The organism is Pseudoalteromonas sp. SM9913 (genome assembly GCF_000184065.1).
GTDB lineage: Bacteria > Pseudomonadota > Gammaproteobacteria > Enterobacterales > Alteromonadaceae > Pseudoalteromonas > Pseudoalteromonas tetraodonis.
In genome coordinates this window covers 1,342,180-1,357,584 of record NC_014803.1, presented here as the reverse complement: position 1 = coordinate 1,357,584, position 15,405 = coordinate 1,342,180, and the positions used below count along the sequence as shown (strand labels likewise).

General features: G+C 42.0%; 17 protein-coding genes. 1 reads left to right on the top strand and 16 read right to left on the bottom strand.

Annotated features, from left to right (window positions below):
- Window positions 1–677: 677 nt before the first annotated feature.
- The 14 genes from PSM_RS06225 to yceD all read right to left on the bottom strand — a co-directional run bounded on the left by PSM_RS06225 (window position 678) and on the right by yceD (window position 12,562).
- Entirely contained in the window at window positions 678–2,537 is a 1,860-nt protein-coding gene (locus PSM_RS06225) for an alkaline phosphatase D family protein (RefSeq protein WP_013464703.1), read from the bottom strand.
- 4 nt (window positions 2,538–2,541) lie between these two features.
- Window positions 2,542–3,321: a TatD family hydrolase gene (locus tag PSM_RS06220; protein WP_013464702.1), complete on the bottom strand. Its 780-nt coding sequence runs from the start codon at window positions 3,319–3,321 to the stop codon at window positions 2,542–2,544.
- A 17-nt stretch (window positions 3,322–3,338) separates the two neighbouring features.
- Complete coding sequence (locus tag PSM_RS06215; protein WP_008109887.1) at window positions 3,339–3,665, bottom strand: PilZ domain-containing protein; 327 nt, start codon at window positions 3,663–3,665, stop codon at window positions 3,339–3,341.
- A 12-nt stretch (window positions 3,666–3,677) separates the two neighbouring features.
- Entirely contained in the window at window positions 3,678–4,592 is a 915-nt protein-coding gene (locus tag PSM_RS06210; RefSeq protein ID WP_013464701.1) for a DNA polymerase III subunit, read from the bottom strand.
- Between the two features lies 1 nt (window position 4,593).
- Complete coding sequence (tmk, locus tag PSM_RS06205) at window positions 4,594–5,220, bottom strand: dTMP kinase (protein ID WP_013464700.1); 627 nt, start codon at window positions 5,218–5,220, stop codon at window positions 4,594–4,596.
- Window positions 5,221–5,225: 5 nt separating this feature from the next.
- Window positions 5,226–6,212 carry an endolytic transglycosylase MltG gene (gene mltG / locus PSM_RS06200; protein WP_013464699.1) on the bottom strand — a complete coding sequence of 329 codons (987 nt, stop codon included), beginning with the start codon at window positions 6,210–6,212 and terminating at the stop codon, window positions 5,226–5,228.
- A complete protein-coding gene (pabC, locus tag PSM_RS06195; RefSeq protein WP_013464698.1) occupies window positions 6,212–7,003 on the bottom strand; it encodes an aminodeoxychorismate lyase in 792 nt (263 codons plus the stop codon). Before pabC ends, mltG begins: the two co-directional genes overlap by 1 nt.
- Before the next feature lie 68 nt (window positions 7,004–7,071).
- Window positions 7,072–8,310: a beta-ketoacyl-ACP synthase II gene (gene fabF / locus PSM_RS06190; RefSeq protein WP_008109876.1), complete on the bottom strand. Its 1,239-nt coding sequence runs from the start codon at window positions 8,308–8,310 to the stop codon at window positions 7,072–7,074.
- 269 nt (window positions 8,311–8,579) lie between these two features.
- The gene (acpP, locus tag PSM_RS06185) at window positions 8,580–8,816 is read right to left on the bottom strand and encodes an acyl carrier protein (RefSeq protein WP_008109873.1); all 237 of its coding nucleotides are present in this window, start codon (window positions 8,814–8,816) and stop codon (window positions 8,580–8,582) included.
- Window positions 8,817–9,066: 250 nt separating this feature from the next.
- The gene (gene fabG / locus PSM_RS06180) at window positions 9,067–9,813 is read right to left on the bottom strand and encodes a 3-oxoacyl-ACP reductase FabG (RefSeq protein WP_013464697.1); all 747 of its coding nucleotides are present in this window, start codon (window positions 9,811–9,813) and stop codon (window positions 9,067–9,069) included.
- 11 nt (window positions 9,814–9,824) lie between these two features.
- Window positions 9,825–10,751: an ACP S-malonyltransferase gene (gene fabD, locus PSM_RS06175; RefSeq protein WP_013464696.1), complete on the bottom strand. Its 927-nt coding sequence runs from the start codon at window positions 10,749–10,751 to the stop codon at window positions 9,825–9,827.
- A 53-nt stretch (window positions 10,752–10,804) separates the two neighbouring features.
- A complete protein-coding gene (gene plsX / locus PSM_RS06170) occupies window positions 10,805–11,845 on the bottom strand; it encodes a phosphate acyltransferase PlsX (protein ID WP_013464695.1) in 1,041 nt (346 codons plus the stop codon).
- Window positions 11,846–11,857: 12 nt separating this feature from the next.
- On the bottom strand, window positions 11,858–12,028 hold the full coding sequence (gene rpmF / locus PSM_RS06165; RefSeq protein WP_008109865.1) for a 50S ribosomal protein L32: 171 nt from the start codon (window positions 12,026–12,028) through the stop codon (window positions 11,858–11,860).
- A gap of 9 nt (window positions 12,029–12,037) precedes the next feature.
- A complete protein-coding gene (gene yceD / locus PSM_RS06160) occupies window positions 12,038–12,562 on the bottom strand; it encodes a 23S rRNA accumulation protein YceD (RefSeq protein ID WP_013464694.1) in 525 nt (174 codons plus the stop codon).
- Window positions 12,563–12,693: 131 nt separating this feature from the next.
- Here yceD and PSM_RS06155 point away from each other — a divergent pair, with 131 nt between their 5' ends.
- On the top strand, window positions 12,694–13,290 hold the full coding sequence (locus tag PSM_RS06155; RefSeq protein ID WP_013464693.1) for a Maf family protein: 597 nt from the start codon (window positions 12,694–12,696) through the stop codon (window positions 13,288–13,290).
- Here PSM_RS06155 and PSM_RS06150 read toward each other — a convergent pair.
- Window positions 13,283–13,927: an HAD-IA family hydrolase gene (locus tag PSM_RS06150; RefSeq protein ID WP_013464692.1), complete on the bottom strand. Its 645-nt coding sequence runs from the start codon at window positions 13,925–13,927 to the stop codon at window positions 13,283–13,285. The two genes, PSM_RS06155 and PSM_RS06150, sit on opposite strands and share 8 nt — an antisense overlap.
- Window positions 13,928–13,938: 11 nt before the next feature.
- Window positions 13,939–14,898, bottom strand: a complete 960-nt coding sequence (gene rluC, locus PSM_RS06145; RefSeq protein ID WP_013464691.1) for a 23S rRNA pseudouridine(955/2504/2580) synthase RluC — start codon at window positions 14,896–14,898, stop codon at window positions 13,939–13,941.
- Window positions 14,899–15,405 lie beyond the last annotated feature (507 nt).

The following is a 15,405-nucleotide window of genomic DNA, read 5'->3' as shown; positions in this document are numbered from 1 at the left end:
ATCTTTAAGAAAAGTATGCACAAAGAGGGCTAAGAGACGCTGCGCTTCTAGAGGTTAAAGGTTCAAATTATCGGGCTGCGGGGGTCGGGTTACGGGCCTAATCCCTAACACTTGTTTTATCTTCTCATTTACTCCTCATTCTCTTCTCTCAGTGCAATAAGATCTTTAAGAAAATTATTCACAAAGAGGGTTAAGAGACGCTTCGCTTTTAGAGGCAGTAACAAAACAATTAATCACTTGGGTTAGTGGCTTTATTTTCTCATTTACTTCTTATTCTCTTCTCTCAGTTCAATTAGGCCTAAGTGAATGATGCGCAAAGAGGGCTAAGAGATGCTGCGCTTTTAGTTATTTAGCCCGCAACTCGAAGCTCGTCGCTAACGACATTAAAAAATGCCGCGACATGAAGTCGCTGCTACAAGTCGGCAATAATATCAACCTAGAACCGGCTTGACCCTCTCATTTGTTTCTCATTTTCTTCTCTTTGTTCAAAAAATATTTTAGTGATTTTTTACCACAGAGGGTTAAGAGACGCTGCGTTTTGGATATTGAGCCCGCAACTCGAAGCCCGTCGCCCGCCGCTCACGACATTAAAAATGACGCGACATGAAGTCGCTGCTACAAGTCGGAAATAATAGCGGCCTGATACCTAGCACCTAAAACCTATCGCCTGTTCAAATTTACTGCTCTTCTAAATCAAATTCGGTGGTGTGGCCGTCGCCGTGTATGAGCTGGTAGCGGACTAAATTGCCGCCTTTAAGGGTAACCAAACTAATAGCCGAATCACTTACTAGGTACTTTTGCCCTTTGCCTTTAGTTTGGTGTTTGTCGACTTCCATGTGCCAGCGTTTAGTAAAAAAGTTAAGCGGACTTTTAGGGCCATATAAAATGGAGTCGAGCTTATCAAGCACATTTATTAGCTTACGCGGGAACTCGTTTTTAATGCCACTAGCTGTGAGCTGCCAAATTCTGTTGGGGTGATCGCCAAAACGCTTTTGCACTGAAAAACAAAACGAATAATGCACGTCGCCTGATAAAATCAGCGTTTCATTTGGGGTGTCGGTACGTCTAAATGTGTCGAGCAATTTTTTAGCTGAGCCTTCGTGCGCCATCCAGTTTTCTACATCAACCATAAGCGGTTGCCCACACATGTTAAACACCGCTTGAATCGCCTCTATTGATTTAACCCCAAACACCGGAGCGGGCGATACAATAATGACTTGGTCATGGCTTAATAGGCTTTCTTCAAGCTCAGTAAGACGCTCCCAATCTAACAAGCCTGAGGGTTCATTAAAGTTCTGCTCGTTACGCCAGCGGTGTGTTCGGGTATCAAGCACCACCACTTTAGGAATAGTTGTTAGCTCATAATGCCAATGGTTAAAATCATTTAGATGTTTATCAAATGCTTTGAATTGCCATTGCTTATCCCCAGCTAGACTTGTTGTAAATGGAGTAAGTAGCGCACCGGTTTTTTGTAGTGCGTCGTTACCCATTCCCTGAAACAGCCAATAGCTTGCTAAGCCATTATTTACAATACGTTTGCTACTGGGGTTTTGATTAATGGCTTGCTCCCACCCGGCGGTGAGGTTCCAATCATCAGTGACATCGTGATCGTCAAACATCATTAAGGTAGACACATTGGCACATAATCGCTCTACCTCAGCTAAGCCTTTAGCGTAATCAATGAGTGCGGCTTTTTCTGTGCTAAACAATGCTTGGCTTTTTTCGTTACCGCCTGAGTAATTTAGCTTTGATAAGTCAACATATTGCCACGCGGTACTACTAAAATTAAGTAAATACAGCGCTACAAACTCTTCAAAATGAATAAGGTGGTTATACGCTTTTACGCTAGAAAAATGTGGCTCGTCTTTTTTTAACCAATAACCTATGCCTAATTTAGAGCGCTTTTTCCACGAGGTGGTGGGTAATAAATGATGGCGGCCATAAAGCTGTTGGCTAATATCGTCGGGTAAATCCAGTGCAAGCGGTTGCTCTTTGTAAATACCTAATTGCTTAATGAGTTGATGGATAGCTAATAACATAGGCCCTGCTACATCGTCAGCATATACCTGATCGCCCGAGAGCAATAGCAACTGCGCCCCTTGTTGATTATTACTGCGTTGAGTAGCTTGCCACTGACTTGAACTAACTAGGCTGTCTTTTGCGGGATGATGTGCATTACGACACGAGCCATGTAATATTTGCGTCAGTCTTTTGGGGATCACAAACGCAGGTAACGCACCATCATTAAAACTAAACGCTGATAAATCAACGGGGCTGTCATCAAAAAACAACTGATATTGTAGTAATATATCGCGCGGGAACTGACTGTTTATGGGTTTAATAACTATAAACTGTAAAAATAAATGTTCACCCAGTCTAACGCTATTTTGTTCGCTATAGCATTCGTAACCCATTAGCTCTATACGGCCGTTTACCTGCTTTGAGGTAGCAAACTGAATACAAACTGTGGTTTTTTCTGCTCGGCGCACCATAGGCCCCATAAGTAACAGCGGGTGTTGCACCGAGAGAGTCGTCATGAGGTTAGCCTTTAGCTGCTAATTTAAATAAAGAATAAAAATTATCGGTGGTGGCCTTTGCCAATTCGTTAAAGCTAATACCTTTTAGTTCACTAATATAGTAAGCAACGTCTTCCACATACGCTGGCTGATTAGTTTTACCACGATATGGTACTGGCGCTAAGTAAGGCGAGTCGGTTTCAATAAGCAGTCGATCGAGTGGAATTTGTTTTACTACTTCTTTAAGCTCTACCGCATTTTTAAAAGTCACAATTCCTGAAATAGAAATATAAAAGCCCATATCAATGGCTTTTTTGGCCATATCCCAATCTTCAGTGAAACAGTGCAATACTCCACCGCAATTTTCTGCTTTGTGCTCACGCATTAAATTAATGGTATCGGCACGTGCGTCGCGGGTATGAATAATAAGTGGCTTTTGTAATTCGTTGGCTACTTCAATATGGCCAACAAAGCTTGCTTGCTGCACTGCGTGAGTGTCTTTTGCGTAATAGTAGTCAAGCCCGGTTTCGCCAATAGCCACTACTTTGTGGTGCGAGGCTAAATCAATTAGTTGCTGTTTGTTGAGCGCGTCTTTTTGATCAAGCGGATGTACACCACATGACGCTGATACGTCGTCGTAATGCTTAATTTGCTCTAGCATGTTAGGGAACTGATCAAGTGTGACGCTCACACATAAAAAGTGTTCTACTTTTTTGGCACGGGCGTTATCAAGTACTTGGTCTAGGTTTAAATCGAGTTTATCAAAATCAAGACGGTCTAAATGGCAATGAGAATCTACAATCAAAATAAGGCCTGTTTTTACTACATGGTATAAGTTGGATTGCCGGAGTTTAACATAGTCCCCAGCAGTTTTTCGATCTTCGCGTTTAGGTTTGTTTTATCATCTAAAAAGCTAATGCCGATCCCCGGAGGGTTTGAGCTTTGTGCACCTTGTGGAGTGATCCACGTGACTTTGCCGGTGACCACATCGTCTTCTAAGGCATCAGGTAAGGTTACTCGTAAAGCGAGTGAATACCCAGGCTCATAACGCATATTGGTGCGTACAAATAGCCCCCCTTTTTTTAAAAAAGGCATGTAGCAGCGATATAGTTCGTCAAGGTCATCTATATCAACTAATAGCTCTTGCATATCTAATCCTTTTTATTGGTTGCGTAATGTATACGCTAGTCGTGATACCGCAAGCGGTAAGTTTAGCCCAAGAATTTGTATATTATTTTGTAAAAAATCATTCAAGGCTTGCTGTGCAACTTGGTAGGCTTCAAAACTCATGCCGTTTAAAAGCTGCTGTTTTAGCTGCTCACTTAAAAATAAGGTAAAAATACGAACAAGCTCAGGCTGTTTATTTATTATATCGACTAACGCATTGAAATTATGGCTTTGTTTAAACTCAGTTGCAAATTTATAGAGTGTATCAATGCTTTCTAGCTGATTTTGCTGTTGCCACTGCTTTACTTGCAGGGGTTGACTGTAAAACAATGATAACCATGGGTAGTTAGGCACATCTAAAGAACTTAGCCACTGCTGTGCCAGCTGGCTATTGGTTACTTTGACCTCAGTTTTAGCACAGCGGCTTAAAATAGTCGCTGGTAATTGTGCCACTTGGCTGGTTGTGAGAATTAAAAACCGGCTGTTACTTGGCTCTTCTAAGGTTTTTAATAATGCATTTGCTGCCGCCGTTGTCATTTTTTCGCAGTTTTCAATAATCGCCACTTTGTTGCCATTTTGCGCTGCCGACTGGTGCATAAAATCGCTTATGCCGCGTATGTCATCTACACCTATGCTTTGCCCTTCTACTTGAGTAACGCGTTTATCTGGGTGCGTCCCAGCTAGGTTTAACGAGCAGCTTTTACACTGCCCACACGGCGTTAACACGCTATTAGGTGCGCTTAACTGCGATTGTGTATTATGACATAACAAACTGTTAGCTAATTGATCGCTTAGCTCAAACTTGCCTACCCCAATAGGCCCGCAAAATAGCTGCGCGTGATGAAAGCGCTGCGCTTTATAGCTTTGAGCTAAGCGTTGCTCTACATCGTTAAGCCATGGCAATGCCATATTATTTTAATCCTGAAAAAAATGTGCGCAGTACATTGGTAATATCACGGTGTACTTTATCAATACTTTGGTTAGCATCAACGGTTTTAATGCTGTCGTCATCATTTGCAAGCTCAATGTAACGCATACGGGTGCGCTGAAAAAACTCAATGGCTTCTTGTTCAATTCTATCGAGTTCACCCCGCCCTTTTGCACGTTCAAGACCAATAACAGGGTCAATATCAAGGTAAATGGTTAAATCGGGTTTTAATCCTTTTAACACCATAGAAGATAACGACGCTAACGTGTTTGCACTAATTCCGCGTCCACCGCCTTGATACGCCTGTGACGATAAATCGTGACGATCAGCCAATACCCATTGCCCTTGCTCAAGTGCTGGGTTTATTACATTGTGCATTAGCTGTGAACGAGCTGCGTACATAATAAGCAGCTCAGTTTCAAAGGCGATTTCTTCTTGATGCTCTGCTTTTACTAAAGTACGTAAGGATTCAGCCAGTGGTGTACCACCGGGTTCACGAACATTAATAAAATCAATATGATGATGGTTTAAAAAGTCTTGGCACAAGGCAATAGCGGTTGATTTACCTGCGCCCTCTAGGCCTTCTATCACTATAAATTTTGGTTTCATAAACACTAATTCTTTTTATTTAAAATATACCGGTTAACCGCCGCATTATGTTGCTTTAATGTGGTTGAAAACTGATGGCTGCCATCGCCTTTTGCTACAAAGTAAACATACTCGCTTTTAGGCGGGTTTACCGCGGCTAAAATCGCTTCTTTGGATGGCATGGCAATTGGCGTGGGCGGTAATCCGTTAATACGATAGGTATTATACGGTGTGTAATTTATCAAGTCTTTACGTTTAATATCACCGTCAAAATCTTCGCCTAGCCCATATATTACGGTTGGATCGGTTTGTAAGCGCATATTGGTGTTTAATCTATTTATAAACGCCGATGCAATTAACGGACGCTCACTGGCAAGCGCGGTTTCTTTTTCGATAATAGAGGCCATGATCAGTGCTTCATAGGCGGTATCGTAAGGTAAATCGTTTGCCCGTTGCTGCCAAGCATCAGCCAACGTTTGCTGCATTTTTTGCGCAGCACGTTTTAGTAAACTGCTGGCAGTATCATTGCTATGGTAATGATAGGTATCGGGGAATAACCAACCTTCTAGATGGGTTTGCCTACCTATTATTTGCTCGCCAAGTTGTTCGAGTTTTAAATCGTTTTGTAAGTGTGGTGCCGTACTTAGTGCATTTAATATATCTCTAAGTGCTTGGCCTTCAATAATGGTAAAACTAAAACTAACTTGCTCGCCTTGGTTTATTTTTTTTATATTGTTGATCACGCTATCTGCGCTTAACTCGTACAAACCTGCTTTTAAATCGGTCAAGGTTGGGTCGAGTTTAGCTAATATTTGAAACCGCCAACAGTCTTCTACCCACTGTTGCTGCTGCCATTGACGGCACAACTTATTAAAGCCGGTGCCTTTTTTAACTTCAAATTGGGTGTTATCGGCTATCTGTAATGGCGTTTGAATTGTTGCCCGTAATTGCTGATAGCCAATCACTGAGCTAAAAAAAGCCAGTAATAATACTGATACAATAACTTTTAACACTAAGCCTCCTTGGCTACTGTTAGTAATGACTGACTGTGAGCAATATCAAAACAGTGCTCGCCTATGCTTTTTACCGGCACAATTTTCATTAAACTATTACATACAAATACCGCGTCTGCTTGGGTAAGCTCATCAACGCTGATAGTTTTAAATTCAATTGCTAATTTATCACATAAAGATTGCAGAAAAACACCTTTAATGCCGCACTCATCAAGTCTGGGGCTAATTACTTTATTATTTTTTATTGCAAAAATATTAGCCGCTGAGGTTTCAATTACATTGTTGTTGTAGTCAAGTACAAGTGCATCATCACTTTGCTCGGCTTGTAGGGCATTTTTAATCAATACTTGCTCAAGCCTATTTAAGGTTTTAAGCCCTGCTAAGTGCGGTTGTAAAGCCAGTTTAATTGGGCTAATAGCTAAACTAATTCCTGTTTCGCGTAAGCTGTGATAATGCGCTGGATAAGGTAAAACACTCACAATAATGTTTAAATTACATTCGCTTGGTGGCGCATAGCCTCGCCCGCCCTCACCTCGTGTTACCACTATTTTAAGAACCGATTGAACCTGTGATGCTATTTGCTGAGTAATGTGCGACTCAAGTGCTTTAAACTCAAGCGCTGGAAACCCTAAACGCTGCGCACATTCAATTAAACGCGCTTTATGATAAACCCAATGCTCAACCTGTCCATCAGTAATAATCGCGGTTGTAAAAAAACCATCGCCATAGTTTAAGCCCCTATCGCGGGTACTTATGCTACTGGTTTCACTTGCTGTTATTATTGTTTGCATATTTTTTTACACATAAAAAAACCCAGTTAAACAACTGGGTTCTTATTGTCGTTCGTTGTTAAAAAAGATTATACCTTTTTAAACAGTAACGAGCCATTAGTACCACCAAAACCAAATGAGTTACATAAAGCGTAATCAAGTTTGGCGTCTCGCGCTGTGTGCGGTACGTAATCTAAATCACACCCTTCATCTGGGTTGTCTAGGTTAATCGTGGGTGTTACTTTTTGCTCGGTCAACGATAAGATAGACACTATCGACTCAACAGAGCCCGCAGCACCTAGTAAGTGACCCATCATCGATTTAGATGAGCTTACCATTACATCTTTCGCTGAATCACCAAAAATGGTTTTAACCGCTGAGGTTTCGGCTTTGTCACCCGCGTGAGTAGACGTACCGTGTGCGTTAATGTAGCCAACTTGCTCTGCATTTACTTGCGCATCGTTTAATGCGTTTTCCATAGCCAGTGCTGCACCTGCGCCGTCTTCTGGTGGCGAGGTCATGTGGTAGGCATCGCCACTCATGCCAAAGCCAACAAGCTCTGCATAAATTTTAGCACCACGAGCTTTAGCGTGTTCGTATTCTTCAACAACTACTACACCAGCGCCATCAGAAAGCACAAAGCCATCACGGTCTTTATCCCACGGACGAGACGCTGCTTGTGGGTCGTCGTTACGCGTTGAAAGCGCACGTGCGGCATTAAAGCCACCCATACCAATTGGCGTACACGCTTTTTCTGCGCCACCGGCAACCATTGCATCAGCATCGCCGTAGGCAATCATACGTGCTGCATGGCCAATGTTGTGCAGGCCTGTGGTACATGCCGTCACAATTGAAATATTAGGACCACGCAAACCGTGCATTATTGATAAGTGACCCGAGATCATATTAATAATGGTAGACGGTACATAAAACGGCGATAACTTTCGTGGACCGCTGTTTAGTAATTTAATGTGGTTTTCTTCGATTAGGGTTAAGCCACCAATGCCTGAACCTACCGCTACACCAATACGGGTTGCGTTTTGCTCTGTTACTTCGAGGCCTGAATCTTGAAAAGCTTGAACACCCGCTGCAATGCCATACTGGATAAATAAATCCATTTTTTTAGCATCTTTTGGCGACATATAAGCCGATGCATCAAAATCATTGATTAAACCAGCGAAGTGAGTACCAAATTTTGATGTATCAAAGTGGGTAATATTTTGAATACCACTTTTACCATCTAATAAGCCTTGCCAGGTTGATTGCACATCATTGCCTAGCGGCGTCAACATTCCTAAGCCAGTTACGACGACACGACGTTTAGCCACGGTTTGCCTCCAATAAGGAATTATTATTATACCAATTAACTTAGCTCAGTTTATTTCAGCGTTAACGCTGTTGCTAGTTATGTTATTAGTATTGGGGATGATCATACCCAAGCTACCTCAAAGTGCGAGTCTCAAACCAATAACCAACGCTGAGCAATAACAACTTAATTGCTGATGATAGGTGAGGGTTTGGAATTGAATCATGTACTTTGAGGTGGTTTGGATATAAAGATTAAAGGCAGCGGATGCTGCCCTTAATTTGCGATTAATTACTCAGCGTGAGCTGTAACGTAATCGATTGCAGATTGTACTGTAGTGATCTTTTCAGCTTCTTCATCTGGGATCTCAGTGTCAAACTCTTCTTCAAGAGCCATTACTAATTCAACAGTATCAAGAGAGTCTGCACCTAGGTCATCAACGAATGAAGCTTCGTTTTTAACTTCTTCTTCTTTAACACCTAGCTGTTCGATGATAATTTTCTTTACGCGTTCTTGGATATCGCTCATTCTTCTTTCCTTTATTAAAAACGCCAATGCGTTATTTTCAGATTGCGGCGTAGTTTACGTCCGATAATTCTCTGATTCAATCTTTTGACCATAAATAATTTGCTGGTCAAACCTCTTGAGTGTTTATTTTATCTTTTATCGCTTATTTTCACAGCGATTTCAAGTATGTTTAAAGCAAGTTTGCGAAAAATTCAATATTTTTTAGCAAACTCATTGGTAATTTGTGGTTTAACTATTTCGCATTGCGAAGCTAAACCATGTACATCGCACCATTTACATGCAAAGTTTCACCAGATACGTACGCAGCGGCGTCAGATGCTAAATAACACACAGCTGCTGCAATCTCATCTGGCTGGCCTAAACGACCCGCAGGTACGTTTGCAAGCGTTGCTGCTTTTTGCTCATCTGTCAAATCATCCGTCATGTCTGTTTGGATGAATCCTGGAGCAACCACGTTAACAGTAATACCACGAGAAGCAACTTCACGCGCTAATGATTTAGAAAAACCGATAACACCCGCTTTAGCTGCCGCGTAGTTCGCTTGGCCAGCGTTACCCATAGTGCCCACTACTGAGCCAATATTGATAATACGGCCGTTCTTTTTCTTCATCATTGGGCGAAGTACCGCTTTAGATAAACGGAAAATAGAGCTTAAGTTGGTGTCGATAATATCGTCCCACTCACTCTCTTTCATGCGCATTAATAAATTATCGCGCGTAATACCGGCATTATTTACTAAAACATCAATATCACCTAAATCGGCTTTAATTGCTGCTAATGTTGCCTCAATTGACGCAGGATCGGTGACGTTAAGCGCATAACCCTTACCGTTATCACCTAAGTATTCGCTAATTTTAGCCGCACCCGACTCGCTTGTCGCTGTGCCCGCTACCTTTGCGCCTTGTGCCACTAAGGTGTTTGCAATCGCTTTACCAATACCACGGCTAGCGCCGGTGATCAGGACAACTTTGCCCTCTAAAGAAAATAAATTACTCATATTATATACTCTTATTTAGCTGTATCGATTGATGCAAGGTCGTTAACTGAGCCACACACCATCGCTTTATCAATGCGTTTTGCAAGTCCTGTTAATACTTTACCAGGGCCAAATTCATAACTTTGCGTTACACCTTGTGCAACTAATGCTTGCACTGTTTCAGTCCAACGAACTGGGCTGTATAACTGACGTACTAATGCCTCTTTAATTGCATCGGCTGAACATTCAGCTTTTACATCAACATTATTAATTACATCACACTTAGGTGAATTAAATGTTAAAGCCGCTAAGTCAGCGGCTAATTTTTCAGCCGCAGGTTTCATAAGTTCACAATGCGACGGTACGCTAACCGATAATGGCAGTGCACGTTTTGCGCCGGCTTCTTTACAGGCGACTGATGCTCTATCTACTGCATCTTTATGACCGGCAATAACCACTTGGCCTGGCGAGTTGTAATTAACCGGTGAAACAACCTCACCTTGTGCAGACGCTTCACATGCTGCTTTAATTTCGTCATCACCTAAACCAATAATAGCGGCCATAGAACCCACACCCGCAGGGACGGCTTCTTGCATGTATAAACCACGGTTTTCAACCAGTTTTACGGCTTCACTTAGGCTGATCACATCGCTACATACTAGTGCTGAGTATTCGCCTAAGCTATGCCCTGCCATGACAACGTCTGCACCTGGATTTGCTGCTAACCAATGACGGTAAATAGCAACGCTTGCTGTTAATAAAGCAGGTTGAGTACGGTGAGTTTGATTTAGTTTTTCTTCTGGACCGTTAAGAACGAGATCTGCTAGGTCGTATCCTAGTGCGGTTGATGCTTCTGCAAATGTGGCTTTTACTATGTCTGAGCTTTCAAGTAGCTCGTTTAACATACCCACAGTTTGCGAGCCTTGACCTGGAAAAAGAAGTGCAATTTTTTGTGCCATAGTTTGCTCTTTTAATTAAACAAAATAAATAATGTATAACACGGCACATCAATTTACTGATTGGCCACCGTGTCTTTAGAATGTGTTTTTTCGAAGATAGCAGCAATTTTATCCGGAAGTTGACGTTCTACTTCTTTCACTGCTTCGTCGATTGCGGCATGAAATGCTTTAGCTGAGGCATTTCCATGGCTTTTAACAACAATACCGCGCAATCCTACCAGAGAAGCGCCGTTATACTGGTCGGGGTTCACTCTTTTATAGAGTTTTTTTATGATTGGCGCCAACATAAACGCCATGCACTTATAAACAACGTGTTTTTCGAGAGCGCGAGTGAATTTTTTCATGATAAGTTTGGCGATGCCTTCGCAGGTTTTAAGTGCTACGTTACCGACAAACCCTTCACAGACGATAACATCGGCTTTGCCAGAAAAAATATCGCTACCTTCGCTATACCCAATATAATTAATCAGCTCGCTTTGCTGCATTAACTGCGCGGCTTGCTTAATTTCGTCGTGACCTTTAATGTCTTCGGCGCCAATATTTAATAAACTGACTTTTGGGTTATCACACCCGAGTGCTTGTCCTGCCACTACCGAACCCATAATGCCAAATTGATACAGCATTTGCGCATCACAGTGCACATTGGCACCTAAATCGAGTAAGTAAACAGGATTTTTTCGTTCAGTCGGTACAGCCGATATGAGTGCGGGACGTTTCACTCCTGGAAGCATTTTTAATACGTAATGCGCCATAAAAAATAGCGCCCCTGTATTGCCAGAGCTAACACAGGCTTGCGCTTCACCCGATTTAACTAAATCAAGGGCAACACGCATTGAGGAATCTTTTTTTGAGCGTATAGCAACAGCGGGTTCGCAGGCATTGGTGACAACGTCATTACAATGGCGAATTATTAATCTGGGATGAGAAAGTGAATCGAGTGATTCTAATTGTTTAGCTATTACTTGCTCGTTGCCACATAAAATGAGTTTTAAGTTGGCATTAGCATTTACCGCGGAAACGGCTGCGGGGATAGATGAACGGGGGCCATAATCGCCCCCCATCATATCTAACGCTATGGTTAGATTGGTCAGCATATAAGCAATCTCTTAGTTAGAAATTACTTGAACGCCTTTGTAGTAACCATCTGCAGTCACATGGTGACGACGATGAGTCTCACCAGATGTTTGGTCTACAGTTAAAGTTGGACCACTGATCGCATCGTGTGAACGGCGCATGCCGCGTCTTGCACGAGACTTTTTGCTTTTTTGTACAGCCATAGTCTTCTCCTAAGAATCTTTCTTAAGTTGTTTCAAAATATCAAATGGATTTGGTTTATCATCTTCCGCCTTTAAAACACCAAAGCTGGCAGGCTCTGCTGTATAACTGCATGAAGCTTCGTTGTGGGTAGGCACTAATGGCACTGCTAAAATAAGCTCGTCTTCGATTAACTCAAACACGTCTATTTCACCATTTTCATCAAGTGCTACTTCGTCGTAGCTTTCTGGAAGATCATCTGACTCTGCATCCAAACCGACTGGCGAATACACAAAGTCTTGATCCAAATCCAACCCTAAATCACCATTACAACGTTGACAAGTGACAGTTACGTGTGTGGACAAATTGCCACTAATCACAACTAAACCTTGCTCATCGTTTTTGCAATGAATTTTTACCGCTATTTCACCTACTTCTTCCTGGATAACCCCTCGTAAACGAGGAAGTTTCTCAAGCGGTACAATGCCGTCATACTTTAAACGGTGTTGCGCTGCTTTGCCCGGATGAAGGGTGATGGGAATTTTCACCTTTTGCATAGGGGCTGCATCATATAGATAGTTAGTGGGTTAGTCAAAGTAAAAAACCAATTTTACGTTGTTTTTCACGTGTTTTACTCACGGATCTGATTTATCCTAACTCAATCTGATTTATGCTAGGAAAACATGCCATGAAGCACTCTCTTATATTAGCCTCAAGCTCGCCTTTTAGGCAGTCTTTATTACAAAAATTTAATCTGCCTTTTGAAACGTTTTCGCCCGATGTTGACGAAACGCCTCACCGCAACGAAACACCTAACGATCTTGTTAAACGTTTAAGCGAACTAAAAGCCGCAGCTGCGGTCGAGCATTTTGGCCAAGGCTTAGCGATTGGCTCCGATCAGGTTGCTGTATTTAATGACCAAATATTAGGTAAACCACACAATAAAGAAAACGCCATGAAACAACTCAGCTTATTTAGTGGGCAAACGGTCACTTTTTTAACTGGCTTGTGTGTGTACGATATAGACACTAAGCAAAGCAAAACCCTTGTTGAGCCCTTTAATGTCACTTTTAAAACGTTAACAACGGCGCAAATAAGTGCTTATTGCGATGCAGAGCAACCTTATAATTGTGCAGGAAGTTTTAAAAGTGAAGGCTTAGGTATTTGTTTATTTGAAAAGCTCAGTGGTGATGACCCAAATAGTTTAATTGGTTTACCACTCATTAAACTCAGCCAATTATTGGCTGAGTTTGGCTTAGATGTATTAAGCGCACAAACTAACTAAGTAAAAGTTGTTGCAACTGCTGATAGTTGTCAGCGGTTGCAATAGGCGTAAACTCGTTTAATTGCGCAGCGTTGTGCACGCCCATGGTTACTCCTAGTCTATCCATACCTGCAGCTTTTGCCATTGCCATGTCGATTTGCGTGTCGCCTATCATCAATGCTTCGTCGGCGCTTATAGCCAGCTCTTCAAGTAGTTGATAGAGCATATCAGGAGCTGGCTTTGATTTGGCGTCGTCGCTGGTACGCGTAGCACTAAAAAAATGACGCAGCTGGCTCTCATCCAATAGACGCTCCAACCCTACCCGACTTTTACCTGTGGCAACCGCCAATATTACGCCTTGATTTTTTAACCCAGTGAGCACCTGTTCAACGTGCTCAAATACCGGTGTTGGGGTGGTATCAAGCGCATACTGCTGTTTATAACCTGCAATAAGCGCTTCGTGATGCTCACTGTAATCAGGAAACAAGCTCGCTATTGCGTTTTCAAGCGACAAGCCAATAATATTTTTACTGGCGATATCGCTCGGCGGTTCAATATTGAGTAACTGCGCACTTTTGCGGATACAATTAACTATTTTGCTAATTGAATCCATAATGGTGCCGTCCCAATCAAAAATCACCAGCTTGTAGTTTTTCATGGTGGGTGAGATCACGCTTTTGCTGCTCTAAGTTTCACTAAACAACTTGATAGTGCTTTATCAAGCGGTGCTTCTACTCGCATAGTGGTTTCGTTTTTAGGGTGGTAAAAACTTAAATCATGGGCGTGTAAAAATAAGCGGTTTAAACCACGTTTACGCATTGACTCGTCAAACCCTTGATCGCCATATTTGTCATCACAGGCAATAGCATGACCTTGACACTGAGTATGCACACGAATTTGGTGAGTACGACCGGTTACAGGGGATGCTTGTACTAATGAGCAATCGTTAAAACGCTCAAGCACTTTAAAGCGGGTATGCGACGGTTTGCCCTCGGTATTATCAACACGTACTACGCGTTCACCCGATTTTAGGGTGTTTTTGCGCAAGCCCTCAGTCACATTTTTTGTTTTAGAGTCCCATTGACCCTCAACAAGTGCCCAATAATTTTTTTCCATGGTTTTTTCGCGTAATTGCTCATGCAAGGCAGTCAGCACAGAGCGGCGCTTAGCAATGAGTAAACAACCTGATGTATCACGGTCTAAACGATGCACAAGCTCAAGGCTGCGCTCTTCTGGGCGTAAAACACGTAATGCTTCAATAAGGCCATAGCTTAGGCCACTGCCGCCATGCACAGCCATACCCGATGGCTTGTTAATAACCATCAGGTATTTGTCTTCAAATAGAATATAGTCTTCAAGGCGCGTTACTTTATCGAGTTTTGAAGGGACAAACTCTTCACGCTCTGACACTCTGATTGGTGGTATACGAATAACGTCGTCTAGCTGCAATTTATACACAGGCTTAATGCGTTTTTTGTTTACACGCACCTCACCTTTACGAAGAATTTTGTAAACTGCGCTTTTAGGCACCCCTTTTAAATGGGTAATAAGAAAGTTATCAATACGCTGACCTAGGTGGTCTTCGTTGATAGTGACAAAAGTTACTTGTAAGCCGGTTTTTTCTGACATTGCCTAATCACTGATTTAAGTAAAATAATTTAGTTGCTAACACAGTTATAATAGTGGGATAATCAGCAGCGCAAATATTTAGTATTTGCAAATAACAACGGTGCTTTTTAACACATTAAAACATTCGTGATGCACATTCTGGGTAACCGATCATACAGATCCGAGTTAAGTTTTCCAAAGCTTTTATACATACCCAGTTAACACGTGCGCACAACTAACGGCAATGCGCGTAATATATTGCTGCTTAAGTTTGAACATGAATTGATTTTTAAAGTGATAGTAAAAGCAATGAACAGATAATTTGTCTGATAGTGGCGGCGTAAAAAAACGCCGTTCAGAATTCGCTCAAATATTGTAGTACCGTACAGCAGCTTATTTAGAACTAAAAAAATCTAATAAATAAGCGTTCATTAACATCGGTAGCGATTTTTGCTCATAAAAACGATAACGGTAGTTTTAAAAACGAAACTATGGTTTGAAGCTAAAGAGCCCTACGCACCTAATATG

Bases quoted from the DNA above. Each gene is read 5' to 3' on its own strand.
- yceD (WP_013464694.1), bottom strand. From the start codon at position 12,562: ATGCAAAAGGTGAAAATTCCCATCACCCTTCATCCGGGCAAAGCAGCG.
- rluC (WP_013464691.1), bottom strand. From the start codon at position 14,898: ATGTCAGAAAAAACCGGCTTACAAGTAACTTTTGTCACTATCAACGAA.
- acpP (WP_008109873.1), bottom strand. From the start codon at position 8,816: ATGAGCGATATCCAAGAACGCGTAAAGAAAATTATCATCGAACAGCTA.
- PSM_RS06215 (WP_008109887.1), bottom strand. From the start codon at position 3,665: ATGCAAGAGCTATTAGTTGATATAGATGACCTTGACGAACTATATCGC.
- PSM_RS06210 (WP_013464701.1), bottom strand. From the start codon at position 4,592: ATGGCATTGCCATGGCTTAACGATGTAGAGCAACGCTTAGCTCAAAGC.
- rpmF (WP_008109865.1), bottom strand. From the start codon at position 12,028: ATGGCTGTACAAAAAAGCAAAAAGTCTCGTGCAAGACGCGGCATGCGC.
- plsX (WP_013464695.1), bottom strand. From the start codon at position 11,845: ATGCTGACCAATCTAACCATAGCGTTAGATATGATGGGGGGCGATTAT.
- pabC (WP_013464698.1), bottom strand. From the start codon at position 7,003: ATGCAAACAATAATAACAGCAAGTGAAACCAGTAGCATAAGTACCCGC.
- PSM_RS06225 (WP_013464703.1), bottom strand. From the start codon at position 2,537: ATGACGACTCTCTCGGTGCAACACCCGCTGTTACTTATGGGGCCTATG.
- PSM_RS06150 (WP_013464692.1), bottom strand. From the start codon at position 13,927: ATGAAAAACTACAAGCTGGTGATTTTTGATTGGGACGGCACCATTATG.
- PSM_RS06155 (WP_013464693.1), top strand. From the start codon at position 12,694: ATGAAGCACTCTCTTATATTAGCCTCAAGCTCGCCTTTTAGGCAGTCT.
- tmk (WP_013464700.1), bottom strand. From the start codon at position 5,220: ATGAAACCAAAATTTATAGTGATAGAAGGCCTAGAGGGCGCAGGTAAA.
- fabG (WP_013464697.1), bottom strand. From the start codon at position 9,813: ATGAGTAATTTATTTTCTTTAGAGGGCAAAGTTGTCCTGATCACCGGC.
- fabD (WP_013464696.1), bottom strand. From the start codon at position 10,751: ATGGCACAAAAAATTGCACTTCTTTTTCCAGGTCAAGGCTCGCAAACT.